Raw genomic sequence first — 24,120 nt, forward strand, 5'->3', positions numbered from 1 at the left:
GGCAAATTAACCAATGAAATCATCCAACATGTTCGCCGTTTCGTGGCAAGAGTCCTCTGGCGAGGGCCCCAAGGGGGTCGTATAGGTGGCCAAAGCGTGCCGTCTTTGGCGGCAGATCGAGCGAGATTCATGTCCGACGCCGCCGTGCCGATGCCAGCTTCGCTAGAGACCGACATCCTGTCGGCGCTCGGGGCGCGCTCGATCGTGCTCATCGGTATGATGGGGGTGGGCAAATCCACGATCGGCCGCCGTTTGGCTCTCAGGCTCAGGCTGCCCTTCGTCGATGCCGACACCGAGATCGAGACCTCGGCCCAGATGACCATCCCGGAGATCTTCGAGCGCCACGGCGAGCCGTATTTCCGTGACGGCGAGGCGCGGGTGATCGCGCGGCTGCTCGACGGCGGGCCGGTGGTGCTGGCGACCGGCGGCGGCGCCTTCATGCGCGAGGAGACGCGCGCGCGCATCGCCGCGAAGGCGGTGTCGGTCTGGCTCAGGGCGGACCACGACGTCATCATGCGCCGCGTGCGGCGCCGTGCCGACCGCCCGCTGCTCCAGACCGCCGATCCCGAAGGGACGGTGACGCGCCTCCTCACCGAGCGCGAGCCGGTCTACGCCCATGCCGACCTCACCATCGCCTCGCGCGACGTGCCGCACGACAAAATCGTCGATGAGACCATCGAGGCGCTGCGCGCGCATCTCTGTGGTGAGCAAGCCGCCCCACCACCTGCCGACGTTGTGAGTGCGTCAAGATGACTGCGCCGTTGAAACATTCCGATCCCGTCAATGTCGAGGTCGCGCTGGGGAATCGCGCCTATGACATCGTCATCGGCCGCGGCGTGCTGGCCTCGCTCGGCGAACGGGTCGCGGCCTTGCGTCCCGGCGTGCGCACGGCGATCGTGACGGATCGCACCGTGGCGAAATACTGGCTGGAGCCCGCGGAAGCTTCGCTCGCCGCCAGCGGCATCCCGACCTCGCGCATCGTGGTCGAGGAAGGCGAGATCTCCAAGACCTATGCGGGCCTGGAGAGGGTCAGCGAGGCCCTGATATCGGCCAGGATCGAGCGCAACGATCTTGTCATCGCGCTCGGTGGCGGCGTGGTCGGCGATCTCGCCGGCTTTGCCGCTGCGATCCTGCGCCGCGGCGTCGATTTCGTGCAGGTGCCGACCTCGCTGCTGGCGCAGGTCGATTCATCCGTCGGCGGCAAGACCGGCATCAACTCGCCGCAGGGCAAGAACCTGTTGGGGGCCTTCCACCAGCCGGTGCTGGTCATTGCCGATACCGCCGTGCTCGACACGCTGTCGCCGCGCCAGTTCCGCGCCGGCTATGCCGAGGTCGCCAAATACGGCGTGCTCGGCGACGAGGCCTTCTTCAGCTGGTTGGAGACGAACCATTCCGACATCGTCAGGGGCGGCTCGGCGCGCGAGCATGCGATCGCGACGTCCTGCCGCGCCAAGGCCGGTGTCGTCTCGCGCGACGAGCGCGAGACCGGCGAGCGCGCACTGCTCAATCTCGGCCACACCTTCGGTCACGCGCTGGAAGCCGCGACCGGGTTCTCCGACCGCCTCTTCCACGGCGAGGGCGTCGCGATCGGCATGACGCTGGCCGCGCAGTTCTCGGCCAGACTCGGCATGATCGGCGAAGCCGAGGCGTCGCGCGTCGAACGTCACCTCATCGAGGCCGGCCTGCCGACGCGCCTGCAGGATATCGCGGGCTTCGCGCAGGAGGGGCTTGCCGATGCCGACGCGCTGATGACGCTGATGGCGCAGGACAAGAAGGTCACGCGCGGCAAGCTCACCTTCATCCTGCTGGAGGCGGTGGGGCGTGCGGTGATCGCGAAGGATGTCGAGCCGACCCCGGTGCGTGATTTCCTGAAAGAGAAGCTTGCGCAGAAGGCGTGACACGCGGCTGAATTTCTTTTGAGTGATGCATGGACTGGCTCGGATTCACCATCGTTATTCTCTGCCTGCTCGTCTCCGGCTTCTTCGCCGCGAGCGAGACCGCGCTGACCGGCGCCTCGCGCGCCAGCATGCTCCGCCTGTCCAAGCAGGGTAATCGCGACGCCGACGTCGTCTCGGATCTGCTCGACATGCGCGAGCGCCTGATCGGGGCGCTGCTGCTCGGCAACAACATCGCCAATATCAGCGCGTCCGCGCTTGCGACCTCGATCTTCACGGCCTGGTTCGGCGATGTCGGCGTGCTCTATGCGACCGGGTTGATGACCGCGCTGGTCGTGATCTTCGCGGAGGTATTGCCCAAGACCATCGCCATCAACGCGCCCGACCGGATGGCGCTCGCGGTCGCGCGCCCGATGCGGCTGACCATGTATGTGCTGGGTCCGCTGCTCAAGATCGTCGAGGTCATCGTGCGCCTGCTGCTGCGCCTGTTTGGCCTCGCCGGCGAGCACCAGGCGATCCTGTCGCCGACCGAGCGCCTGCGCGGCGCGGTCGACCTGCTGCACCACGAGGGCAAGTTCGAGAAGCAGGACCGCGACATGCTCGGCGGCCTTTTGGACCTGCGCGAGCTCCAGGTTTCCGACGTCATGATCCATCGCACCGAGATGATGATGATCAACGCCGATTTGCCGCCGGAAGAGCTGGTGCGCGAGGTGCTGGCGACCGAATACACCCGCATTCCGCTATGGCGCGAGAAGCCCGAGAACATCATCGGCGTGCTCCACGCCAAGGACCTGCTGCGCGCGATCCGTGCCGCCGATGGCGACACCTCGCGCATCGACGTCTCCACCATCGCGCTGCCGCCCTGGTTCGTGCCGGAGATGCGGCCGGTGTCCGAGCAGCTCAAGGCGTTCCGCCGGCGCAAGACGCATTTTGCACTGGTCGTCGACGAGTACGGCGAAGTCGAAGGCCTGGTGACGCTGGAAGACATCCTGGAGGAGATCGTCGGCGACATCTCCGACGAGCACGACGTCGTGGTCGCGGGCGTGCGGGCCCAGCCGGACGGCTCGGTCGTGGTCGACGGCTCGGTGCCGATCCGCGACCTCAACCGCGCCATGGACTGGCATCTGCCCGATGAAGAGGCAACCACGGTGGCCGGACTCGTCATCCACGAGGCGCGCTCGATCCCCGACCGCGGCCAGAGTTTCACCTTCCACGGCTTCCGCTTCCGCGTCCTGCGCCGCGAGCGCAACCGCATCACCGCGCTCCGTATTTCACCGGTGCCGCGCGAAGCAGAGCTGGAAGGGGCCAAGCCGAGACGGGCGGGGACGTCGTTCTAGTTCTCTTACCCTCCCCTGGAGGGGGAGGGTAAAGCGTATCAACCTTCCCCCGGCGCCTTGGCCTGAATCGCCAGCGCGTGCACGCTGCCTGCCAGTTCCGCAGCCAGCGCCGAATTTATCATCCGGTGTCGGTCGACCCGGCTCTTCCCTTTGAAGGCATCGGATACAATATAGACACGGAAGTGCGTCTCACCGCCCGGCCGATGGCCGGAATGGCCCTCATGCAAAAGTGACTCGTCGACGACTTGCAGGCTTTCCGGCGTGAAAGCTTCCTGCAACTTGTTGCTGATAGTGTCTTTCATAACCATGAGTGCCATTAAAACCTGCGCAAGGGCCCCGTCAATTGCGTAGGCCGCCCTTGACGGCCGTACTTCAAAGACGCCGAAGTGAAACTTCGGCTACCCGTGGTCAGCTAATTGCAATGTCAAGACTTGAAGGTTTTTGCATTGCGTAGTCAAAGTCAGCCATGCCGATCGATTCATCGAAGTTCTTCGACTCCATCCGCGTCAAGCCGCGGGGCAAGCAGCCGGAAGTGAAGCCGCGCGACACCGCGGTAGGCTGCGAATGGGCCGGATGCCAGAACAAGGGCGCGCATCGTGCCCCGAAGGGCCGCGAGAACCAGCGCGAGTACTGGCACTTCTGCCTGAACCACGTGCGCGAATACAACCAGAACTACAATTTCTTCTCCGGCATGAATGCCGATGCGGTCGCGCGCTACCAGAAGGACGCGCTGACCGGCCACCGTCCGACCTGGAAGATGGGCGCCAATGGCGGCGTCAAGAAGGGCGCGGAAGCCGAGATCGATGGTGCCTTCGATCCGTTCAGCATGTTCCAGGAGCTCAACGGCCGCACCGGCTGGCGCAAGGGCCCCGAAGCGGAGCCCAAGGCCGAAACGCGCAAGGTGATGAACGCCGAGCGCAAGGCGCTCCAGGTCATGGGCCTCGGCCCCAGCGCTACGCTCGCCGACGTCAAGACCAAGTACAAGGCGCTGGTGAAGCAGCACCACCCCGACGCCAATGGCGGCGACCGCTCCACCGAGGATCGCCTGATCGAGATCATCAAGGCGTACAATTATCTGAAGACGGTGGTGCGGGAGGCGTAGAGCCTCGCCGCGCGCTTGTTGATGCCGCCCGCTGGTGAGCGGACGGCACCGTCAATGTTACCTGCCCCGGCAAACGCGAACCCGCTTGACGACGCGGCGTCCATGATAGCCGCGCGTGACGACGGTGCGTACGGTGCAGACCCTTCGCGGAGCGTAATGATAGCGTGCGTTCGCGACGTCCCCGGAAACCGTTGCGCTGGGGATAGGGTGAGCCGGCAGCGCATTGGCTGGTGCCGCGAGTGAGGAGAGAGCGAGCAGCGTTCCCGCAGCGAGGGCGCAAGTGAGCTTCTTCATTATCATTCCTTTTCTTGTTCACCCCTGAAGAGTTTTATTGGGGCAAGCATGAATGCACCGAGAGCCTCCATGTTCCAGTTCGCCGATAAGTACTTTCGTCGCATCGGTTGCGGTGCCTCCACAACAACGGTCTCGTAGCGTGGGCAATGCGGACGCGTGCCCACGCATTCCTTGCGATCGAGAGCGATGGTGGGCACGGCGCGAGTGCCCCCTTGCCGGCCCTACGATTTACGGATTCGCGGAGACATCCGCTCTCAAGCTTCCGGCATCGCGCCCACGTAGGACGAACTCGGCCTGATCAGCCGTCCGGTCCGCTGCTGCTCGCGTGCATGCGCGGTCCAGCCTGCGGCGCGTGCCACCGCAAAGATCGGCGTGAACGCCTGCCTTGGAATCGCCAGCGCATCGAGCAGGATCGCGGTGAAGAACTCGACATTCGTCTCCAGCGGCCGCTCTGGATTTTTCTTCCGTAGCGCGCTGCGGATATAGGCCTCGACCTCGCCGGCAAACGGCAAATCGGTGCCGTTGGACGCCAGCGCCTCGACCGCGGTCTTGAGCACGTCGGCGCGCGGATCGCGCACACGATAGACGCGATGACCAAAGCCCATCATCCGCTCGCCGCGGGCCAGCGCCGCATCGACCCAGGGCTGGATCCGCTCGCGCGAGCCGATCGCATCCAGCATTTCCAGCACCGGCTCCGGCGCGCCGCCATGCAGCGGACCCGTCAGCGCGCAATAACCCGCCGTGACCGCGGCGAACAGATCGGCTTGCGTCGAAGCCACCACGCGCGCGGTGAAGGTCGAGGCGTTCATGCCGTGGTCGCTGGCGGTGACGAGATAGGCATCGAGCGCGGCGACCTCGCGGGTTTCGGGCGTGGCGCCGCGCAGCATCCGCAAGGTGTCGGCGGCATGGCTCGCATTCGGATCGGGCGCGAGCGGCTCGAGCCCTTTGGCGCGCCGCACCAGCGCACCCGCGATCACCGGAAACGCGCCGACGATCGTCGCCTCGTGCTCCAGCCCGTTCTCCGCGCGAAGGCCGGCGACCGCCGCGCGAAACCCGTCGACGATGCCCATGCCCCGCGTCGCCGGCAGCAAGTCCGGCAGCCGCGCGAAGGCACGTTCGCGCGCCAAGCCCAGGTGTGAGCGCACATTTGCTTCGGTGAGGTTGGTCTTGCCGGCGCCGTTCCAGAGCCGGGCGGTGACGCCCTCAAAGCTCGAGATAGCGGCCAGGCGGCCGACATGTTCGCCGGCGATGATCAGTTCGCCGCGCTCGCCATCGACATGGCTCAGGACCGTCTCGGCCGCGGGAACGCCGTCCAGCCCGATCTGGCTCTTGGTGAGGTGAATGTTCATGGCCCAATCTCCGTGTTGCACTGCACGGCGGAAAGGTCGGGCCTCTCGACAGGTTGATCAATCTTGATTACGTAAATCAATATGAAAAATTCTTCGGAGCTCTACCTCTCCGCCCGGGAGGCCGCCGCCGAGCTCGCGATCTCGCCGGCCACGCTCTACGCCTATGTCAGCCGCGGCCTGATCCGCTCCGAGCCGACGCCGGATTCGCGCAAGAACCGCTACCGCGCCGAGGATGTGCGGGCGCTGAAGGAGCGCCGTGTGCCGTCCCCGGAGCCGCGCGGCCTGCGCAGCTTCGATGCCGACCTGCCTGTCATGGACACCGAGATATCGACCATCACCGAGGAGGGCGCGATCTATCGCGGCGTCAATTGCGTCGATCTTTCCGAGCACGACACGCTGGAGCACACCGCGACGCTGCTTTGGGATGTCTCCGAGGTCGATCCGTTCGCTCCCGACAACCAGCCCGAGCTCTCCGAGGAGATGCGCATGATCGGGCAAGCCGCGCGCCGGGCCGCGCCGATCGACCGCGCCATCGCCGTGCTCGCGCTGGCCGCGAGCGTCGATCCCCGCGCGTTTACGCGTGCGCCCGACGGCCGCGCCATGGTCGGCGGGCGCATCGTCCGCCTGCTGGTCGCGACCATGCTCAATTCAGAACCGTCATCCGAGCCGCTTCATCAGCAGATCGCAAAGGCCTGGGCCGCCGACAACAAGCACGCGCCCGATCTGATCCGCCGCGCGCTGGTGCTGCTGGCCGATCACGAGCTGAACGCCTCGACCTTCACCGCGCGCTGCGCGGCCTCGACCGGCCTCAACCTCTACGATGCTGTCATCGCCGGTCTCGCCGCGCTGAAAGGCCCCAAGCATGGCGGCGCCGGCGTGCTGGCCTCGCAGCTCGTCAAGACCCTGGTCGACCGCGACGTCGCCCCGATGGTGCGCGAGCGCGTCGCGCTCGGCGAGCGCTTTGCCGGCTTCGGCCACGGCGTCTACAAGCGCGGCGATCCCCGCGCGCAATCACTGCTCAACGCGCTATCGCGCGCCGGCGCGCCGCGCAAATTCACCCGCGAAGTGCCGGAGCGGATCGCGGAAGCGACCGGCGAGTTCGTCAACATCGACTATGCGCTCGCCGTGCTCGTGCACGCGCTGCGTCTGCCCGCGGGCAGCGAGCTCGCTTTGTTCGCGATGGCCCGCAGCGTCGGATGGATCGCCCATGCCAGCGAGCAATTGCAATTCGGGAAGCTGATACGGCCGAGGGCGAGGTATGTCGGGCCGGCGCCGGGGCGGAGAGCGGGAGCGGCTGGTTAGAGCCTTCGGTATGCGTACCGACCGACGAGTCTTCGCCAAACTACTCCCTGGGGTAATGGGTCCCTGGTTCGCAGGGACGACAGCGGTGGTGTAGTGACATCAAGCCCGCGGCTTGGCTTCCGCGACACCGCCGCCATTGCGCCGGCGATAGATCCACACCGCGACACCGCCCACGATCGCCACCGCCACCACCGTCAGCATCCAGATATGCTTGCCGACATGCCCATGGTGATGCAGCCCGGCATATTCGTGCAGGGCCGATACCGCCAGCACGCCCGGCAGCACGTGGGCTGGCGCCCAGGCTAGGATCGCCGGGATGTTCACCGCGTAGAATTTCGCCGGCGCCATGCCGAGCGCGCCGGCCGTCACGGGCACGAAGGCGCGGATCGGCGGCACGAAGCGGGCGAAGAACACGGCCCAGGTGCCGAAGCGGTGGAAGAATGTCTCGCTCTCGGCGACCACGCGCGGATAGTTGGTCAGCGGCCAGGTGTCGAGGATCTCGCGCTGCTGCCGGTGTCCGATCCAGTAGGCCGAGCCGTCGCCGAGCACGGCGCCGAGGATGGCGGCGAGCAGCACCCATTGCAGCTTCAGCTCGCCGCCCGGAACCAGGGCGCTCAGCGCCAGGATGATGGTCGAGCCGGGGATGACCGACCCCACCACCGGGACCGCTTCGAGCAGGGCCGCCAGGAACAGGGTCAGATAGGCCAGCCACGGATGGGCCGAGACGAACGAGATGAGGGGATCGAGGAAGGACGTCACGTCGTCTCTATGGAGGGTTGGAGCACTCGGGCTTGGACCCTACATAAGTAAGCAGAGCCGGCGAAAGTGCCATTCGCGCAGGCAGGACTGCCCTCCCGCCCGAAATTCGAGCGTGATTCGCAAGGCAGCCCTCCAAAAACTGCGTTCCTGGCCTATCTAAATGAAAAGACAACGGAACTTTGATTGTGGCGCGGGCTTCTGCCGGCCACTCGTCTCTGATAGGTTGATTTTCAGCACCCAGCCGCAGCCAACGTGCGAATAACCGGTTTCGGGACCGCCCGGGACCTCGGAGGATTGATGACGACCGCCGCCATGTCCAAAGTTGAGGAAGTTTCCGGTCTGCCCGACATGAAGGTGTCGGTGCGCCAGGTGTTCGGGATCGACAGCGATCTCGAAGTCCCCGCCTATTCCGAAGTCGATCCTCATGTGCCCGAAGTCGATTCCGACTACCGCTTCGACCGCGCCACCACGCTCGCCATTCTCGCCGGCTTCGCCCGCAACCGCCGCGTGATGGTGACCGGCTATCACGGCACCGGCAAATCCACCCATATCGAGCAGGTCGCGGCCCGCCTGAACTGGCCCTGCGTGCGCGTCAACCTCGACAGCCACATCAGCCGCATCGACCTCGTCGGCAAGGACTCCATCGTGGTCCGCGACGGCAAGCAGGTCACCGAATTCCGCGACGGCATTTTGCCGTGGGCGCTCCAGCACAACGTCGCGCTGGTGTTCGACGAATACGACGCCGGCCGCCCGGACGTGATGTTCGTGATCCAGCGCGTGCTGGAAGTCTCGGGACGCCTGACGCTGCTCGACCAGAACAAGGTGATCAAGCCGCATCCGTCGTTCCGGCTGTTCGCCACCGCGAACACCGTCGGCCTCGGCGACACCTCGGGCCTCTATCACGGCACCCAGCAGATCAACCAGGGCCAGATGGACCGCTGGTCGATCGTCACGACGCTGAACTATCTCAGCCATGACGAGGAAGTGGAGATCGTGCTGGCGAAGGCCAAGCACTATCGCACCCAGGAAGGCCGCGACATCGTCAACAAGATGGTGCGCCTCGCCGATCTCACCCGCAACGCCTTCGCCAATGGCGATTTGTCGACGGTGATGAGCCCGCGCACGGTGATCACCTGGGCCGAGAATGCCGACATCTTCGGCGATATCGGCTTTGCGTTCCGCGTCACCTTCCTCAACAAATGCGACGAGCTCGAGCGTCCGCTGGTCGCCGAGTTCTACCAGCGCTGCTTCAACGCCGAGCTGCCGGAATCGGCGGTCAACGTGGCGCTGAGCTGAGAGTTCAACCCGGTGGAAGTCCGAGTCGAGACGACTTACGGCGCGACGAAAAAGTTCGTCGCGGCCGGTCTCGAGGCCTTCAATCGGCACCACCAGACGGGCGGTGCGCCGAAATCTTTTGCGGTGACGGTCCGAGAAGATGACGATGCGCGAGGCGGCTTGGTCGCCGAAGGCGTTGGTCGTTGGATGGTCTTCACCCTCTTGTGGGTGGAGGACCAATATCGTCGCCGCGGATTTGGAACCTCGTTGCTTCGTACGGCAGAAGCCGAATCGAAGAAAAGGGGTGCAGTTGGTGTTCTGGTAGATACCTATTCGTTCCAGGCGCCGGCATTTTACAGGAAGAATGGCTATGCGGCCTATGGGCAAGTCGACGACTTTCCAGAAGCCGGAATGACTTGGTTTCGATTCAAGAAAGCGCTCTGATCGATTGGCACCGTTGGATTCTGCGAAGAAAGCGAATGCGATGAGCACGACGACCAGCAAAGTCCGCCCCGGGTCGAACGAAACATCGACCGCGCCTGCCCGCTATGAGGACGATCTCTATGGTTGGGTTGAGGCTCAGATCGCGCTGCTGAAGGCGGGCCGGCTGACCGAGGTCGATGCGGAGAATATTGCGGAGGAGCTGGCGGATGCGGGGCACGATCAGTACGACAAACTGGAAAGTGCGCTGAGCGTCCTGATGATGCACCTCTTGAAATGGGACCATCAGGCGACCCATCGATCGCGAAGTTGGGTGAACACCGTGCACGAGCAGCGAAAGCGTATCACGCGCGTGCTGCGCAAGAACCCAAGCCTCAAGTCGCGTATTCCGGAGGCGACAGAAGAGGGTTATGAGGATGCGCGGGACAATGCCGCGGCTGAAACCGGGATCGCCAAGAAGCTCTTCCCGAAAGTCTGCCCTTATGACTGGTCCGTTATTACGACGCGCGTTATCGAATTTGACGATCTCCGGTCGCCGGAAGAATAACATGTTGCTGGAGCTTTGGCCGATCTCATGACTACTTCCAACTCCAAATTCCGCAACACCAAGGAAGCGCCGACCGAGCCGTTCAAGCGATCGGTTGCGGCCTGCCTGAAGGCGATCGCGAAATCGCCCGAGCTCGATGTCAGCTTCGCGGCCGAGCGGCCCGGCCTCGCGCCCGGCAAGGCGCGGCTGCCGGAGCCGGCGCGAAAAATGACCAAGCGTGATGCCGCGATCGTGCGCGGGCACGCCGATTCCATCGCGCTGAAGATCGCCTGCCACGACGCCAAAGTTCATCGCAAGTTGATGCCCGGCAATCCGCAGGCGCGCGGGGTGTTCGAGGCGGTGGAGCAGGCCCGCGTCGAGGCGATCGGCGCGCGCCGCATGGCGGGCGTTGCGAAGAACCTCACCGCGATGCTCGACGACCATTTCCATCGCGGCAAGTTCGACGAGATCACCGACCGCGCCGACGCCCCCTTGGCGGACGCGCTGGCGATGCTGGTGCGCGAGCGCCTGACCGGCCTGGCGCCGCCGACCGCCGCGAAGAAGATGGTCGATCTCTGGCGTCCCATTCTCGAAGACAAGATCGGCAAGCGGCTCGACCGGCTCGATACCCTGGTCGAGGACCAGACCCGGTTCGGCGACGCCGTACACGATCTGCTGACCGCGCTCGATATCGGCGACGAGCGCAGCGCCGACAGCGAAGAGGATGACGAGAACGACGAGAACCAGGACGGCGACAACGATCAGTCCGGCGCCGAGGGCTCGCCCGATTCCGACGCGGCACAGGAGATGAGTGCCGACCAGGCGCAGGCCTCGAGCGAGGAGATGAGCGAGAGCGCGATGGAAAGCGCGCAGGCCTCGACCTCCGACACCTTCGACGACGGCGAGCTCGGTGACGACGAGACGCCGGGCGAGGCGACGCGTCCGAACTCGAGCGGCAAGAACGAGCCGCGCGGGCCGGAATACCATGCCTTCGCGCCGAAATTCGACGAGGTCATCGCCGCCGAAGACCTCTGCGACCATGACGAGCTGGAGCGCCTGCGCGCCTATCTCGACAAGCAGCTCGCGCATCTGCAGGGCATCGTCGCCCGCCTCGCCAACCGGCTGCAGCGCAAGCTGATGGCGCAGCAGAACCGCGCCTGGGAGTTCGACCTCGAAGAGGGCATCCTCGACCCGGCGCGGCTGTCGCGCGTGGTGATCGATCCCTACCAGCCGCTGTCCTTCATGCACGAGAAGGAGGCGACGTTCCGCGACACCGTGGTGACGCTGCTGCTCGACAATTCCGGCTCGATGCGCGGTCGCCCGATCACGGTCGCAGCGACCTGTGCAGACATTCTGGCGCGCACGCTGGAGCGTTGCGGCGTCAAGGTCGAGATCCTCGGCTTCACCACGCGCGCCTGGAAGGGCGGGCAATCGCGCGAGGCGTGGCTTGCCGCCGGCAAGCCGGCCAATCCCGGCCGTCTCAACGATCTCCGCCACATCATCTACAAATCCGCCGATGCCCCCTGGCGCCGCGCGCGCAAGAATCTCGGCCTGATGATGCGCGAGGGTCTGCTGAAGGAGAACATCGACGGCGAGGCGCTGGATTGGGCGCACAAGCGCCTGCTCGGCCGGCCCGAGCAGCGCAAGATCCTGATGATGATCTCGGACGGTGCGCCGGTCGACGATTCCACGCTGTCGGTCAATCCCGGCAATTATCTGGAGCGGCATCTGCGCCACATCATCGAGGAGATCGAGACCCGCTCGCCGGTCGAGCTGATCGCGATCGGCATCGGCCATGACGTGACGCGCTACTACCGCCGCGCGGTGACGATCGTGGATGCCGAGGAGCTCGGCGGCGCCATCACCGAGAAGCTCGCCGAACTGTTCAGCGAGACCAACACGGCGCCGACGCAAAGCTCCGGTCGCCCGCGACGCAAATTGCATTCGTGAGCACGCATCGATCCCGCCGCAGCTTTCTCAGGTATGCGGCGGCGGGATTTTCCACTCTCGCAGTCTCCCGCCTCGCGCAGGCGCAGGCGGCGGCCGAGCCGCCGCCGCGCGCGCTGCAGGTCGAGAACGCCGTCGTCGAGCCCGTCGGCGTCGAGGTCAACGCGCGCGCCATTCCCCATTTCGAGCCGCGTGACCGTACGCGCACGCGCTTCGGCTCGCTGGAGTACCGCAGCGGCCTGGTGCTGACCTCGCCCTATCGCGGCTTTGGCGGTTTGTCCGGCATCCGCCTCGATGCCAGGGGCGAGAGCTTCCTCGCCGTCTCCGACCAGGGCGGCTGGTTCACCGGTCGCATCCGCTATTCCGGCGGCAAGATGGCCGGGCTCGCCGACGTCGAGGCCGCGCCGCTGCTCGGCGCCGAGGGGCGGCCGATCACTGAAAAACGGCTGTGGTGGGATTCGGAATCGATCGCGCGCGACGGCGACGTCGTCTATGTCGGGCTCGAGCGCGTCAACCAGATCCTGCGCTATGATTTCTCCAAGGGCGGCACACGCGCGCGCGGCGAGGTGGTGCCGGTGCCGGCGGGCGTGCGGAAGCTGCCCTTCAACAAGGGGCTGGAGGCGCTGGTCGTCGTGCCCAAAGACAAGGACAAGGGCAAAGGCCGGAACCTGCCGCTGGCGGGCACCCTGATCGCCTTCTCCGAGCGCGGGCTGGATGCCGACGGCAACCTCACCGCCTTCCTGATCGGCGGTCCCACGCCCGGCCAGTTCAGCGTGCGGCGCACCGAGAAATACGACATCAGCGATGCCGTGCTGTTGCCTTCCGGCGAGCTCCTGATCCTCGAACGCAAATTCTCCTGGTTCACCGGCGTCAACATCCGCATCCGCTCGTTACCGCTGAAGGGAATCGCGCCCGGCGCGCTGGTCGACGGCCCCGCGCTGTTCGCCGCCGATCTCGGCCACGAGGTCGACAACATGGAAGGCATCGACGCCCACGTCACGCCCGAAGGCGAGACCGTGCTGACGCTGATCTCCGACGATAATTTCTCGATGCTGCAGCGAACCCTGCTGCTGCAATTCACGCTGGCGGAATAGGCGGCGGCGCCGTCTCGCGACGAATGATTGCCGAAATGCACGCCGGGGCTAGCCGCCATCCCCCCGCACGGCTGGCAATCCGCGCGTCGCTCGCTACACTCCTCCAATTGCCCCTCTCACCGGAACTCCCCCGCATGAGCGTCCTGTTTTCCCCGATCAAGCTGCGCGGCCTGACGTTGAAGAACCGCATCGTGGTGTCGCCGATGTGCCAATATTCGGCCGACGACGGCGTCGCCACCGACTGGCACTTCACCCACATCAACAACCTCAGCCTGTCGGGCGCGGCGATGTTCTGCATCGAGGCGACGCACGTGGAGGCGATCGGCCGCATCACGCCGGGCTGCCTCGGGCTCTACAGCGATGCCGCCGAGGCCGCGCTGAAGCAGATCCTCAATTCGGTGCGCAAGCATTCCACCACGGCGATCGCGATGCAGCTCGCCCATGCCGGCCGCAAGGCCAGTAGCGCGCGGCCCTGGGACGGCGGCCAGCTGATCCCGGTGGAGCAGGGCGGCTGGCAGACGGTGGCGCCGTCGGCGCTGCCGCACAAGGACGGCGAGGCCGCCCCTACGGCGCTGGACGCAGCCGGCCTCAAGCGCATCCGCGACGCCTTCGTCGACAGCGCCAAGCGCGCGGAGCGCATCGGCATCGACGCGATCGAGCTGCACGGCGCGCACGGCTATCTGCTGCATCAATTCCTGTCGCCGATCTCCAACAGGCGCACCGACGAATATGGCGGCTCGCTCGAAAACCGCATGCGCTTCCCGCTCGAGATCTATGATGCGGTGCGCGCGGTGTTTCCGCACGACAAGCCGGTGGGCATGCGGGTGTCGTCGACCGACTGGGTCGAGGGCGGCTGGGATCTGGCGCAGACGATCGCGTTCGCCAATGCGCTGAAGGCGCGCGGCGTCGACTGGATCGATGCCTCCTCCGGCGGCGTCTCGCCGCTGCAGAAGATCCCGCTCGGCCCCGGCTATCAGGTGCAGTTCGCCGAGGCCATCAAGCGCGAGACCGGATTGCCGACCATCGCCGTCGGCCTGATCACCGAGGGCAGGCAGGCCGAGGAGATCGTCGCATCCGGCAAGGCCGACATGGTCGCGCTCGCCCGCGGCATGCTCTACGACCCGCGCTGGGGCTGGCACGCTGCCGCCGATCTCGGCGGCGAGGTCGAAGCCCCGCCGCAATACTGGCGCTCGCAGCCCTCGACGCAGAAGGCGCTGTTCGGCAAGACCACGTTCGGCGCGCGGTAGTTTTTCGCCCTCTCCCTGCAACAACCGGGAGAGGGTGCCAACTCACCCCCTCCGTAAATCCCCTCAGCTTCCACCTTCGGTAAAACTGGCCTAACCTTGCCTGCAGTCGAGGCAACGGAGGCCGGTCATGCGTTATCCTGTCCGCAAAACCGCTCACATTTTCGAGCGCGTGGGCCTTGCGATGGCAGGCGCCGCATGCGGCCTGTTCGTCGGCGCCAACGTGGGATCGGCGATCCCGCAGCTCACCACGCAGGGCTTTCTGCTCCTGATGATGCTGCTCGGCGGCATCGGCTTCTATCTCGGCATCGACACGCCGCAGATGCCGTTCGACGACGCGCACAGCCACATCGATGCCGCGGAATTCCTCAGCGCCGCCGGCACGCTCTGCGCCACCTTCACCGCCTTCGTCTCCGTCGCCGTCATCGTGCTCAGGCTCGATCCGCACATGGGCTGGACCTGGCTCGTCCTGATCGGCTGGATCGTCGGTGTCGGCATGCAGATCGTGGCCGGCGCGAAGGCGAGGATGCGGAGGTAGGGCTTCTTCCTTCTCCCCTTGTGGGAGAAGGTGGCGCAAAGCGCCGGATGAGGGGTCTGCCTCAGCGAGTCCGGCCGTAAGAGATCAGCCTGCGGAGGCAACCCCTCACCCGTCTCGCCGCTTCGCGGCGAGCCACCCTCTCCCACAAGGGGCGAGGGGAAGAAACCGGCGCCGCTCAGAACACCACGCCGACCCGCGTGCCGCGCTTCCAGGCGATGCGGCAGCGCTTCCTGGTGTTGACGTGCAGCAGCTCGAATCTGTCGGGGATCTTCACCTGGCCGCCGAGATCGACGCAGGCGCCGCCGGGCGAATAGTCGATCAGCGTGCAGGTGATGACCGGCGCGCGCGGGTCGGTGATGATCTTGGCCTGGCGCGACACCAGCCCTGCAGGCTTCACGCGGGCAAATCTGCGCGGATGGTTTGGCACGTCTCCTCCAATTCCGCAGGTGGTGGGGCGGATCCTGTGCAGGATGATGCGGATCAGTCGATGCGATCCGGCTAAAGCGGACGGGAGAATTTTAATGAAATGGTGCGGCGAAAGAAGAAAACGGAGGTAGCGGGGTCTTACCCTCCCCCTCCAGGGGAGGGTAAGAAAGAGCCTGCACCCATCACCCCGTCACGATCTCCGCCTCGGCTCCGGCGTCCACCCCCGGCGGCACCGGCATCGGCACCGTCTCATACGCTTTCGGCATGTTCACCGGCCGGTAGTCCGGCTCCACCGCGATCCGTTTCAGCACGCTCTCATGCACATGCGCGCCTTCGGGGATCAGGCGCGGCTCGCAATCGGGGATGTAGAAGCCGAGAAACACCTTCCGCTCCGGCCATTCCCTATATTTCGCGCTCTTCGGAATGAACTCCAGCACCCGCCAGCCCGCCGTCATGGAATCGTGCAGCACGCCCGTCTTGCCGGTGTAGGCAGGCGCGACATATTGGAACGGCGAGTTCTTGCGCTGGATGCCCCAGGCGAGCTGCTTCACCGTCGGCGGGTTGAAGTTCAGCCCCGCCTTCTCCGCCTCCGCGATCATCCAGATCAGCGGATATTTGGAGTCGCCGCTCTGTGCCTCCGGATAGCCGCCGCCGACGTCGCTGTGCACGCCGGCGAACCACACCTGCAGGATGTCCTGCGGCACCTTCTTCTCGTCCCGCACATAGCGGTTGCTCCAGAACTCCTGCGGCTCGCAGTACGTCTTGAGGCGGAACATGCAGCGCCGCTCGTCGATCGCGATCGCCTGCCGGAAAATCCTGACGCTGGGGTTGCGCAGCGTGAAGGCGAGCTCCTCCAGGCTCGGCCAGAACAGCCGGTCGGGGCGCGGCACGATCACGCTCGCCACCGTGTCCCACACGCCGATGAAATGGATGGTCGGCCAGCGCGTCGAGGTGATGCGCGCGAACTGCGCGGCGAGATCGAACGCGTCCTTCGGCAGCGGTCCCTGCTCGTCGAAGGTGACGTCGCTGAGGTCTTCGACGTCGTTGCCGCGCCCGGTGCCGGAATATTGCTTGTAGGCGACGAGCCCCGAGCCTGCGAGGTTGGCCTGCTCCGGCCTGATCAGGCCGATCTTGTGGATCAGCCCCGCCAGCACGCGAACCGTGTAGGCCCCGCGCGAGAAGCCGAACAGATAGATCCTGTCGCCGGCTGCGTAATGCTCGACCAGGAAGCAATAGGCGCTGAGCACGTTGTCGTCGAGCCCGTAGCCGGTGGCGAGCCCCAGCACCAGGTTGATATTGGCTTTCAGGCGGTGCCACGTCGTCGGCTCCGTCACCGTGCCGACGCCGGGATCGTAGAACACCATCTGCCGCGGCTGCGTCCGGTCGGTCTTGCGCAGGCAGCGATACAGCTTCAGGACGTTGGAGATGTTCTCCGAAATCTCGTTGCCGGTGCCGTCACAGCAGATGACGAGGTTCTTCGGCTCGGGTTTGGCCGCGGTGGTGTGGACCTGCTCCACGGTATGCGCCTCCAGGTGATGCTACCGGGGCGAGTATAGCGGAAAAGCGCGACGGCGAGGAGACGATGCGTCTGCCTTTGTGGGCGCCAGACAACGCTTTGCGCGGTCGGAGGCACGCCTCGTCCTTCGAGACGGCGCTGACGCGCCTCCTCAGGATGAGGCTGAACGGCATTGTCGCTGGTTGATGCTGCCTCCGCGCACTCCACTCGTCATCCTGAGGGCCCGCCGAAGGCGGGCGTCTCGAAGGATGGCCGCAAGCGAGATCGCCCGATCGCCGATCACCCTGCGATCGCGCAGAATGGCGAAAGACGCGCCCTACTTCTTCTTCTGGCCGATCTCCGGCTGCCACGCGCCTTCCTTGCGGCTCGGTGCCGCGGCGATCGCCTTGGCCTTGTCCTTTTTCGGCTTCTTGGTTTCGCGATTGCTGCGTTGCTGTCCCTTGGCCATGATGTCGGTCTCCTCCGGGGTTTCGATCTCGCGCGACGCAGGCGATGATGCGTTGCGAGCCTACGCCCGCATCCCGCCGATAGCGAGGCCTAAAGCGCCGCAGATCACGATAGTGCTGGCTATTGCCGGGCATTGGGCGCATGCTTCGCGTTAGCCACGTCGGTTGGGGCCTGACCAGCGCAAGGGAGGCTTTCATGACCATTCGCTCGCGGCGCGAAACCATCACATTCAAGCATCCGGTCCACATCCGCGGCATTGCGCGCGCCTTGCCGGCGGGCGCCTATGAGGTCGTCACCGACGAGGAGATGATCGAGGGCCTGTCGTTCGCATCCTGGCGCCGCATCGCCACCATGATCAATGTGCCGTCCGAGGGCGTGCAGGGCGCAACCGAGATGCTGTCGATCGGCTCGGTCGACCTCGCCGATGCGCAGGCGGCCGATGCGCAATCCGAAGAGGCCCGCGCCGTTCATGACTGACATTCCGGTCGATCTCGACAAGCACCGCGGCATGGCCGCGCAGAAGGCGACGGATCTGCGCCGCGCGCTGGCCGATGTCGAGGCCCAGGTCCGCGAGCTGCGCGAGCGCGAGGCCGAGCTGGAAAACCGCATGATGACGGTGCCGGCCACCTCGTGGCCGGAAGCCGCGGTGAAGGCGCGCCATCTGCTCAACCTCTATGCCGCGAGCCTGCCGCTGGAAGACACCCGCCACCGCGCGCTGGTGGCCGCGCTGTTCGACGATTTCGCCAGGCTCAGCGGCGACAACTGAACTGAGCGGATCGCGCGGCCGCGATCGCGCCGGGCCGTTCGCGTACATGCGGTCGCCTCAACACGATCGCGCAAAGGAGTACCCCATGACAGTCACCACCAGCCGCTTCATCGCCCACGACCAGGACCGCGGCATCGTCCAGTTCTCGATGCAGGACGGCGCGAAGGAATTCGCCTGCGCGATCTCGACCTCCGCCATGGACGACCTCGAGCGCGGCCCGCGCGCCCGGCCCGCCGAGCGCGAAGCCCAGTTCACCCGCCTCCGCGACCGTATCGAAGCCTGCGTCGAGCGGAAGTATCAGGCAACGGAGTTCGAGGGAACGCCGCCGGGCATCGTGCTGCGGAGCATTGATTTCAGGGGGTAGGGGGAGGGTGGCAAATCGGCCGCGGTCGGTTTTGATCAGGCCCGTTACCGAAATCGCAACCAACATTTGCCGCGGCTGCGTCTCGTCGGTGTTGCGCAGGTAGCGATCGAACTTCGGACGTTGGAAAAACTCTAACTGATAGATTTCACGATATAGCCATCGAAAAAAAGCCGGGTGCAATCAAGAGTCGCAGTAAGCCTCTCTAAATTCTCGAGCTCTTCGCTGGTTGAGAAAATGACTTGCTGACCCCTTTCTTTGGCCTGGGCTGCTCTTTTTAAGAGCCCCTCAAAGCTCACCTTGGCAGAGGATTGTTGCCGCGGTTCATCAAATATCAGAATTCCTGGGTGATTAGTCCGCTCGGCGGCTTCGAGCTCTAACAAGCCAAGCTGGTAAGCCCATTTGAGGCGTATTGCGTCACTAGCAGATGTCTCGAAGCCAATTTCGAATCCTTCTTTTTGCGGCCGGTATGTATCCTCGGACACGCTGATTTCACTCGGATTGAAAGTCGTGAAGTTAAACTCTCGCGCCAGAACCCTAATAGCAGCGCTGAGCCACGAAAGCTTTTGCGTATCGGACTTGCTAAGCTTATCCGAAGGTAGGGCAGCCTGTAGTTTGAGCAAGCTTTCGCAGACGTCGGCTAGTGATCTCAGGTGATCAACAGATTCATCAAATGCGGTTTGAGCTTCTTGAAGGTCTTTGAGGCGGTTTTCAATGCGAACCCTCTCCTCAACAGCTGCTAAAGATGGGGATATGTTGGGAGAGATCAGATCTGTTCGTAGAGTTCGAATTCGATCGTATAGTTCGCTTAATTCGCGATCCATGCTGGAAGTAGCGTTGTTTATCGCCTGTATCGATTCCGTTTCTCTCTTCAAGATGTTCTCGAACATCTTCAATTCGGAACGGAGGTAGCGAATGTTATCCTCGATCGGCATCACCGCAGTTAAAGCGTCTTGTGCAAGGAGGATGTCGTGCAGTGATTGTTCGCACGTTGGACAACGATCTGGACTTAAATCAGATACCGTGCCCGCGAATCGCTGCAGCTTCTGAACGTCTTGATTTTTCTGTAAGTCCTCGGCCAGCGATTTGATGCGCCGTTCTAGTGATCCGATGTCCGTTTCCTTCAGCGACTTCGCATTGTGGTGCGCTATCCGGCGTGCATTTAGGACGTCAACCTCCTTAATTAGGTGGTCTAACTCCAAGGCGGTGTCTTGGGCCGCCTCGCCAACAGTGGGAATTGGGAGGGACGTCAGCTCAAAGACGCGACGCCGGAGTCCAGAAAGCATGTCTCGGAGGGGAATCCATTTTTCACGATCAGCTACGAGTATCTGTCCTCGATTAAGATCGTCCTTGAGTGACGTTTGCTTCAGGGGAAGGCCGTCCGATTTGCAGCCATTGCGACGCATGAGTCGTTCGATCTCATCCAAGCGCAATCGCCATTCTCGCTCATTGGTAGCTAAGTGCTCGGCTAATCGTTGTCGTTGGAGTTCGAGCTTGTGGACATCAAGGTCCAGAATGAACTCAACGGCTCTCTTATGAACGTCGCGAATTCGAAGATATGTAGGAATAGCCGCAGGGATTGAAGACCAGCCCGCCTTTTGTTCTACCCAGAAGAGCGGAAAGATTGTCTCCAAATACAGTTTTCCATCGGGAGCGTCGTAGCGTCTCACTTGGGGGAGCTCCCAATTTAGAAATCTCTCGAGGAAATAGTGGAACCCGTCCTCTCGAGCAGCTGCCCCAGGATCCGCGACAAAAAAATCGCGGCTCCGCACCGTTTCAGTTGGATTTGATAGCGTTGGCCCAAAGTCAACGCGAATAAGACGATTGTCTAGCTTTGACTTAATGGGCCGATGGACTGTTACGACGTGACCGTCGTTGTTTTCGATCTCAAGCGAAACGCTGGATTCAAGCACCGTGTGTCGGTTTCGGTCATCTGTATCAACGAACGAAGTCATCACGTGCGGTAGCGGTATCTCCCGCCTGGGACTTAACATTCGCTCCATGCCGAGGGCGTAGAGCATACCCTGTAAGCAGGTCGACTTGCCTTTCGTGTTGTCGGCCCAGATCACATTGAGTCCTCGGCCAAACGGGATATCAGCACCGTACGGACCGTCAGTGGTTTGAGCTCGGAGTCGCAAGTGCCTAAGGCGTAACCTCAAAGCAAATCCTCCATGCGCCAAATCTTGGTCAGCGTATTCTCCGTCAATCTTGGCGCTATCTGAGACAAGAAGGTGCGCTCATCCGTTAGTACATCCGGGGTATTTGCGATGATGTTCGCGATCTCTGCTCCTCTAGGGGTAAGCGAGACTGACTGTCCCTTGTCCACCGAAAGAAGCTTCAAGGCATGTCCAAAGGTCACGGCTCGATTTAGCCAAGGCTCGACCCGGACCGACAGATCGGCGGGGCGTAAACGACCCTCGAAGAGTTCTCGTACGTCTTGCCGACCTTCAGGTAATCGAACAGCGTGAGCGAGAAATTGTATTCGCTGGAAGCTTCCTTTTTTGCCTCGGCTGTAGAATAGGCTGAGCAATAGGATCGCGATACCCCAAGACATTCTAAGGTCGCCAGCCACAGGCTCAGGACGAGCTTCGAACGAAAACGGGCCCGTCAGAAGAGACTTGAGCAATGTTTCAAGCGGCATCTGCTTTAAAATCCAAGGGGCACCGCATTAGCCACTCACAAACAGTTCCGTATGCAATTTGCCGAACGTGAGTATCTGAAAGATTCGGTGCGGCCTCTTTGAGCACTTCGATCAGATTCTCGATCTCAGTGTTCAAAATTGCGCCAGGGCCTGGGCCACCCGACGGGCCGGCTAAGATCAACCGGCGAGATTTCTGAGTAATTGCAGAGACGATCCTTTCGTGAAGATCTGGTGAGCCGGAGCGAAGCGCATCCAAAGTAGATTTGCACTCTAGAAATGATCGGGCTGCTTCACCGACTGCTTCATCAACATCTTTGGGTCCTGCACGTTTCAGCAACTTACTGCGAGCGTTGTCGAGTAAGTCTGGGGAATCCGATTGTAGTTGGCTAAGTTGGTCCGCTGTAGGCGGCAGAATGTCGAAGGCAATCGTATTCAGTGCAGCAAGCCCTGCCGAGAGCACGGATGGTGCGAACGTCAATTGGTCTTGAACGCTGACTTCAATGTTCTTGTCGAGATGGGAGCATTTCAGCGCACGAAGTTCGATGGTCTTTTTTGAGCAGTGAAGATTAACGTCCTTGCTGTCGTGTAAAGGCACCAACAGCACCCAGTGCTTTATTGGCGTGTTTAGAAAGAGTTTCGATATCTCCGTTGCGTTTGAAACGAACTTTCCCGTATCGGTCGTGATTTTCTTCTTTTGCCGCTCTGCTCTTATCGCAATATCGATGGGCTCGCGTACGGCGTAGCATTGATAAGCCACTGCATCGGAGGTGCAGTAGCAATCGATACCGAGGTCCCCTTTGTGCGCCGCTGGAATTTTTTGGATATTGAGTGGGCCGTGTCGGCTCTGCAGTAAGCCGAGTGCGAAGATTTCCCAATCATCCGAATTCCAGACTTGCGGTGTGCCAGTCATGACCTGCTCCCCCGACAGGCATCTGAATCTGATCAGACTTACATGACCACGAGCTTGACACAACCGAGCCGCGTATTTGGACTGTGCATCGCGACCACAAACAAAAACGGCCGGATCTTCCGATCCGGCCGCAACGCAAACTCTCAACTGGCTAAGCCTACGCCACGCGACGCAACCTAGCCCCCGCCCAATTCAATAAATCTCAGCTGGCCTTCTTCGCCGGCGCGACCGACGGGCCGACCTTCTTCTGGATGGCGCGCTTCAGCTCGAGGGCGCGGGGCGACAGCACGTCGGCCTTGGCCTTGAGCAGGAAGGCGTCGAGGCCGCCATTGTGGTCGACGCTCTTCACCGCGTTGGTGGAGACGCGCAGGCGCACGTTGCGCTCCAGGGCTTCGCTGATGAAGGTCACGTTGACCAGGTTCGGCAGGAAGCGGCGCTTGGTCTTGATGTTGGAGTGGCTGACCTTGTGGCCGACGAGGGGGCCCTTGGCCGTCAGTTCGCAGCGGCGAGACATGGCTTCAATCCTTATCCTGAAACCCCCAACGATGTGCGGCCGCCATTCTGGGCGCCACGGGGGCGAATTCTTTTGTCCTTGCAGGGAGCGGCGGACGTATAGGGGGGAAGGGGCGGGACGTCAAGGATTTGGGCGGTCTTTTGAGGGCCACCCGGGGGGGGCGCTCCCTCTCCCGCGCTTGTCTCGCCGAAGCCCGCCTTCGGGCGAAGGCGGATGCGGGAGAGGATTGGGGTGAGGGTTCTCTCCTCTGGGGGGCGGGCCGTTGGTGCCCCCTAGAGGAGAAAGCCCTCACCCGCGCTTCGCGCGACCTCTCCCGCACGCGGGAGAGGTAAGAGACCCCGCGGCACCCTCCCAATCACCAAAACGGCAGCGTTTGTCGCGCCTTACCATCACATAAAGGGCGCATTCGCCGCCGAATAGTCCGGTGCAGTTCCCGGATCGACACGCTCCGACACATTGTTTGCCGCGGTTTTTGGCTTAAGTAACAACCGTCGCGCCCCGATTGGATTGTTTCGTGCTGATATCGCCCCTTTTCGCGTCCAAATCGCGCCCGGCCCGCCCGCGCTTTGCCGGCTGGCTGGCGGTGCTTTGCGGCGCGATCCTTCCCCTGGCGGTGGCGTGGGGCGCCGTGCCGGCGGCGGCGCAGGGCAAGCTCGAGGCGCAATATGAGGCCTCGCTGGCCGGGATTCCCGTCGGCAAAGGCGGCTGGAACATCGACATCCAGGACGACGTGTTCTCGGCGGCGGCCGCGGGCGGCACCTCCGGGCTGCTGAAATCGTTCACGGGCGGGTCCGGCACCGGCGCGAGCCAGGGGCGCGTCGTCAACGGCGCGCTGGTGGCGACCGGCTACCAGGCCTCCACCACCACCTCGAAGAAGACCGAAGAGATCCGCATCACGCTCGACAGGGGCAATGTGAAGGATTTCGCCATCCTGCCGGAGCCGCCGGTCGATCCTGATCGTATCGTCGTCACCGATGCGCATCGCCGCGGCGTCTGGGACCCCATGACCGCCTCGCTGTTGCGCGTGCCCGGCACCGGCGACCCCGTCACGCCGGACGCCTGCCACAACTCGGCCCCGGTGTTCGACGGCCGCATGCGCTACGACCTCAAGCTCGATTTCAAGCGGATGGAGAGCGTGAAGGCGGAGAAGGGCTATCACGGCCCGGTGGTGGTCTGTTCGCTCTATTTCGTGCCGGTCGCGGGCTACATCCCAGATCGCCCCGTGATCAAATACCTCGCCGCCCAGCGCAACATCGAGATCGCCTTCGCGCCGGTGGCGGGCACGCGCATCCTGGTCCCGTTCTGGCTGAAAGTCCCGACGCCGCTCGGCCCGGCCATGCTGGAAGCCACCAGCTTCATCACCACGGCACAGCCGCCGAGGGTGGCGAAGACGCAGTAGGTCGGCTGGCCACGCATTCACCTCCGAGACCGTCACC

General features: G+C 63.6%; 26 protein-coding genes. 16 read left to right on the forward strand and 10 right to left on the reverse strand.

The window, feature by feature from the left end; genetic code table 11:
• The first annotated feature begins 129 nt into the window (after positions 1–129).
• Genes CIT40_RS03240 through CIT40_RS03250 form a run of 3 tightly spaced genes read left to right on the forward strand, consistent with a single transcriptional unit; the run spans position 130 to position 3,232 of the window.
• Positions 130–753 carry a shikimate kinase gene (locus tag CIT40_RS03240; protein WP_162307329.1) on the forward strand — a complete coding sequence of 208 codons (624 nt, stop codon included), beginning with the start codon at positions 130–132 and terminating at the stop codon, positions 751–753.
• Positions 750–1,898, forward strand: coding sequence for a 3-dehydroquinate synthase (gene aroB, locus CIT40_RS03245; RefSeq protein ID WP_094890930.1), 1,149 nt, complete (start codon positions 750–752; stop codon positions 1,896–1,898). The genes CIT40_RS03240 and aroB overlap by 4 nt, the downstream gene beginning before the upstream one ends.
• A gap of 29 nt (positions 1,899–1,927) precedes the next feature.
• Positions 1,928–3,232 (forward strand): HlyC/CorC family transporter, encoded by a 1,305-nt coding sequence (locus CIT40_RS03250; protein ID WP_094890929.1) that lies wholly within the window; start codon positions 1,928–1,930, stop codon positions 3,230–3,232.
• Positions 3,233–3,270: 38 nt separating this feature from the next.
• On the opposite strand, the gene CIT40_RS03255 is transcribed toward CIT40_RS03250, so the two are convergent.
• A complete protein-coding gene (locus tag CIT40_RS03255) occupies positions 3,271–3,540 on the reverse strand; it encodes a BolA family protein (protein ID WP_094891073.1) in 270 nt (89 codons plus the stop codon).
• Positions 3,541–3,698: 158 nt separating this feature from the next.
• Between CIT40_RS03255 and CIT40_RS03260 the strand changes: the two genes are divergently transcribed.
• Positions 3,699–4,334 (forward strand): J domain-containing protein, encoded by a 636-nt coding sequence (locus CIT40_RS03260; protein ID WP_094890928.1) that lies wholly within the window; start codon positions 3,699–3,701, stop codon positions 4,332–4,334.
• A 548-nt stretch (positions 4,335–4,882) separates the two neighbouring features.
• Here the strand turns inward: CIT40_RS03260 and CIT40_RS03265 are convergent.
• The gene (locus CIT40_RS03265) at positions 4,883–5,977 is read right to left on the reverse strand and encodes a citrate synthase/methylcitrate synthase (RefSeq protein ID WP_094890927.1); all 1,095 of its coding nucleotides are present in this window, start codon (positions 5,975–5,977) and stop codon (positions 4,883–4,885) included.
• A gap of 81 nt (positions 5,978–6,058) precedes the next feature.
• Here CIT40_RS03265 and CIT40_RS03270 point away from each other — a divergent pair, with 81 nt between their 5' ends.
• Entirely contained in the window at positions 6,059–7,279 is a 1,221-nt protein-coding gene (locus tag CIT40_RS03270; protein ID WP_094890926.1) for a citrate synthase family protein, read from the forward strand.
• 99 nt (positions 7,280–7,378) lie between these two features.
• On the opposite strand, the gene CIT40_RS03275 is transcribed toward CIT40_RS03270, so the two are convergent.
• The gene (locus CIT40_RS03275) at positions 7,379–8,038 is read right to left on the reverse strand and encodes a DedA family protein (RefSeq protein WP_094890925.1); all 660 of its coding nucleotides are present in this window, start codon (positions 8,036–8,038) and stop codon (positions 7,379–7,381) included.
• Positions 8,039–8,350: 312 nt separating this feature from the next.
• On the opposite strand from CIT40_RS03275, the gene cobS reads away from it, so the two are divergent.
• From cobS to CIT40_RS03310, 7 genes are all read left to right on the forward strand, one after another.
• Positions 8,351–9,334 carry a cobaltochelatase subunit CobS gene (gene cobS / locus CIT40_RS03280; protein ID WP_370139181.1) on the forward strand — a complete coding sequence of 328 codons (984 nt, stop codon included), beginning with the start codon at positions 8,351–8,353 and terminating at the stop codon, positions 9,332–9,334.
• A gap of 12 nt (positions 9,335–9,346) precedes the next feature.
• Positions 9,347–9,757, forward strand: coding sequence for a GNAT family N-acetyltransferase (locus CIT40_RS03285; RefSeq protein ID WP_094890924.1), 411 nt, complete (start codon positions 9,347–9,349; stop codon positions 9,755–9,757).
• 40 nt (positions 9,758–9,797) lie between these two features.
• Positions 9,798–10,301, forward strand: coding sequence for a DUF29 domain-containing protein (locus tag CIT40_RS03290; protein ID WP_094891071.1), 504 nt, complete (start codon positions 9,798–9,800; stop codon positions 10,299–10,301).
• Positions 10,302–10,328: 27 nt separating this feature from the next.
• Entirely contained in the window at positions 10,329–12,230 is a 1,902-nt protein-coding gene (gene cobT / locus CIT40_RS03295) for a cobaltochelatase subunit CobT (RefSeq protein ID WP_094891070.1), read from the forward strand.
• Positions 12,227–13,321 carry an esterase-like activity of phytase family protein gene (locus tag CIT40_RS03300; RefSeq protein ID WP_094890923.1) on the forward strand — a complete coding sequence of 365 codons (1,095 nt, stop codon included), beginning with the start codon at positions 12,227–12,229 and terminating at the stop codon, positions 13,319–13,321. Before cobT ends, CIT40_RS03300 begins: the two co-directional genes overlap by 4 nt.
• 134 nt (positions 13,322–13,455) lie before the next feature.
• Positions 13,456–14,568, forward strand: coding sequence for an NADH:flavin oxidoreductase/NADH oxidase (locus CIT40_RS03305; RefSeq protein ID WP_094890922.1), 1,113 nt, complete (start codon positions 13,456–13,458; stop codon positions 14,566–14,568).
• A 127-nt stretch (positions 14,569–14,695) separates the two neighbouring features.
• Positions 14,696–15,103: a hypothetical protein gene (locus CIT40_RS03310; RefSeq protein ID WP_094890921.1), complete on the forward strand. Its 408-nt coding sequence runs from the start codon at positions 14,696–14,698 to the stop codon at positions 15,101–15,103.
• A gap of 175 nt (positions 15,104–15,278) precedes the next feature.
• Here the strand turns inward: CIT40_RS03310 and CIT40_RS03315 are convergent, their stop codons facing one another.
• The 3 genes from CIT40_RS03315 to CIT40_RS03325 all read right to left on the reverse strand — a co-directional run bounded on the left by CIT40_RS03315 (position 15,279) and on the right by CIT40_RS03325 (position 17,493).
• Complete coding sequence (locus CIT40_RS03315; protein ID WP_094890920.1) at positions 15,279–15,530, reverse strand: PilZ domain-containing protein; 252 nt, start codon at positions 15,528–15,530, stop codon at positions 15,279–15,281.
• A 181-nt stretch (positions 15,531–15,711) separates the two neighbouring features.
• Positions 15,712–17,046, reverse strand: a complete 1,335-nt coding sequence (locus CIT40_RS03320; RefSeq protein ID WP_094890919.1) for a DUF2235 domain-containing protein — start codon at positions 17,044–17,046, stop codon at positions 15,712–15,714.
• Positions 17,047–17,361: 315 nt separating this feature from the next.
• The gene (locus tag CIT40_RS03325) at positions 17,362–17,493 is read right to left on the reverse strand and encodes a hypothetical protein (RefSeq protein ID WP_283810060.1); all 132 of its coding nucleotides are present in this window, start codon (positions 17,491–17,493) and stop codon (positions 17,362–17,364) included.
• A 194-nt stretch (positions 17,494–17,687) separates the two neighbouring features.
• Between CIT40_RS03325 and CIT40_RS03330 the strand changes: the two genes are divergently transcribed.
• The 3 genes from CIT40_RS03330 to CIT40_RS03340 all read left to right on the forward strand — a co-directional run bounded on the left by CIT40_RS03330 (position 17,688) and on the right by CIT40_RS03340 (position 18,622).
• A complete protein-coding gene (locus CIT40_RS03330) occupies positions 17,688–17,969 on the forward strand; it encodes a hypothetical protein (protein WP_094890918.1) in 282 nt (93 codons plus the stop codon).
• Positions 17,962–18,258 carry a hypothetical protein gene (locus CIT40_RS03335; RefSeq protein WP_094890917.1) on the forward strand — a complete coding sequence of 99 codons (297 nt, stop codon included), beginning with the start codon at positions 17,962–17,964 and terminating at the stop codon, positions 18,256–18,258. The genes CIT40_RS03330 and CIT40_RS03335 overlap by 8 nt, the downstream gene beginning before the upstream one ends.
• A gap of 85 nt (positions 18,259–18,343) precedes the next feature.
• A complete protein-coding gene (locus CIT40_RS03340) occupies positions 18,344–18,622 on the forward strand; it encodes a DUF1488 family protein (protein WP_094890916.1) in 279 nt (92 codons plus the stop codon).
• Positions 18,623–18,753: 131 nt separating this feature from the next.
• On the opposite strand, the gene CIT40_RS03345 is transcribed toward CIT40_RS03340, so the two are convergent.
• The 4 genes from CIT40_RS03345 to rpmB all read right to left on the reverse strand — a co-directional run bounded on the left by CIT40_RS03345 (position 18,754) and on the right by rpmB (position 22,684).
• Positions 18,754–20,289, reverse strand: coding sequence for a hypothetical protein (locus CIT40_RS03345; RefSeq protein WP_244612032.1), 1,536 nt, complete (start codon positions 20,287–20,289; stop codon positions 18,754–18,756).
• A gap of 485 nt (positions 20,290–20,774) precedes the next feature.
• A complete protein-coding gene (locus CIT40_RS03350) occupies positions 20,775–21,260 on the reverse strand; it encodes a hypothetical protein (protein WP_094890914.1) in 486 nt (161 codons plus the stop codon).
• Positions 21,250–22,170, reverse strand: coding sequence for a hypothetical protein (locus CIT40_RS03355; protein WP_094890913.1), 921 nt, complete (start codon positions 22,168–22,170; stop codon positions 21,250–21,252). The genes CIT40_RS03350 and CIT40_RS03355 overlap by 11 nt, the downstream gene beginning before the upstream one ends.
• Positions 22,171–22,372: 202 nt before the next feature.
• The gene (rpmB, locus tag CIT40_RS03360; RefSeq protein WP_094890912.1) at positions 22,373–22,684 is read right to left on the reverse strand and encodes a 50S ribosomal protein L28; all 312 of its coding nucleotides are present in this window, start codon (positions 22,682–22,684) and stop codon (positions 22,373–22,375) included.
• A 598-nt stretch (positions 22,685–23,282) separates the two neighbouring features.
• On the opposite strand from rpmB, the gene CIT40_RS03365 reads away from it, so the two are divergent.
• Positions 23,283–24,083: a DUF3108 domain-containing protein gene (locus CIT40_RS03365; RefSeq protein ID WP_162307817.1), complete on the forward strand. Its 801-nt coding sequence runs from the start codon at positions 23,283–23,285 to the stop codon at positions 24,081–24,083.
• The last annotated feature ends 37 nt before the right edge of the window (positions 24,084–24,120 follow it).

This window comes from Bradyrhizobium amphicarpaeae, from assembly GCF_002266435.3.
Taxonomy (GTDB): Bacteria; Pseudomonadota; Alphaproteobacteria; order Rhizobiales; family Xanthobacteraceae; genus Bradyrhizobium; species Bradyrhizobium amphicarpaeae.

Bases quoted from the DNA above. Each gene is read 5' to 3' on its own strand.
- CIT40_RS03240 (WP_162307329.1), top strand. From the start codon at position 130: ATGTCCGACGCCGCCGTGCCGATGCCAGCTTCGCTAGAGACCGACATC.
- aroB (WP_094890930.1), top strand. From the start codon at position 750: ATGACTGCGCCGTTGAAACATTCCGATCCCGTCAATGTCGAGGTCGCG.
- CIT40_RS03250 (WP_094890929.1), top strand. From the start codon at position 1,928: ATGGACTGGCTCGGATTCACCATCGTTATTCTCTGCCTGCTCGTCTCC.
- CIT40_RS03255 (WP_094891073.1), bottom strand. From the start codon at position 3,540: ATGGTTATGAAAGACACTATCAGCAACAAGTTGCAGGAAGCTTTCACG.
- CIT40_RS03260 (WP_094890928.1), top strand. From the start codon at position 3,699: ATGCCGATCGATTCATCGAAGTTCTTCGACTCCATCCGCGTCAAGCCG.
- CIT40_RS03265 (WP_094890927.1), bottom strand. From the start codon at position 5,977: ATGAACATTCACCTCACCAAGAGCCAGATCGGGCTGGACGGCGTTCCC.
- CIT40_RS03270 (WP_094890926.1), top strand. From the start codon at position 6,059: ATGAAAAATTCTTCGGAGCTCTACCTCTCCGCCCGGGAGGCCGCCGCC.
- cobS (WP_370139181.1), top strand. From the start codon at position 8,351: ATGTCCAAAGTTGAGGAAGTTTCCGGTCTGCCCGACATGAAGGTGTCG.
- CIT40_RS03290 (WP_094891071.1), top strand. From the start codon at position 9,798: ATGAGCACGACGACCAGCAAAGTCCGCCCCGGGTCGAACGAAACATCG.
- cobT (WP_094891070.1), top strand. From the start codon at position 10,329: ATGACTACTTCCAACTCCAAATTCCGCAACACCAAGGAAGCGCCGACC.
- CIT40_RS03305 (WP_094890922.1), top strand. From the start codon at position 13,456: ATGAGCGTCCTGTTTTCCCCGATCAAGCTGCGCGGCCTGACGTTGAAG.
- CIT40_RS03310 (WP_094890921.1), top strand. From the start codon at position 14,696: ATGCGTTATCCTGTCCGCAAAACCGCTCACATTTTCGAGCGCGTGGGC.
- CIT40_RS03325 (WP_283810060.1), bottom strand. From the start codon at position 17,493: ATGGCCAAGGGACAGCAACGCAGCAATCGCGAAACCAAGAAGCCGAAA.
- CIT40_RS03330 (WP_094890918.1), top strand. From the start codon at position 17,688: ATGACCATTCGCTCGCGGCGCGAAACCATCACATTCAAGCATCCGGTC.
- CIT40_RS03335 (WP_094890917.1), top strand. From the start codon at position 17,962: ATGACTGACATTCCGGTCGATCTCGACAAGCACCGCGGCATGGCCGCG.
- CIT40_RS03340 (WP_094890916.1), top strand. From the start codon at position 18,344: ATGACAGTCACCACCAGCCGCTTCATCGCCCACGACCAGGACCGCGGC.
- CIT40_RS03350 (WP_094890914.1), bottom strand. From the start codon at position 21,260: ATGCCGCTTGAAACATTGCTCAAGTCTCTTCTGACGGGCCCGTTTTCG.
- CIT40_RS03355 (WP_094890913.1), bottom strand. From the start codon at position 22,170: ATGACTGGCACACCGCAAGTCTGGAATTCGGATGATTGGGAAATCTTC.
- rpmB (WP_094890912.1), bottom strand. From the start codon at position 22,684: ATGTCTCGCCGCTGCGAACTGACGGCCAAGGGCCCCCTCGTCGGCCAC.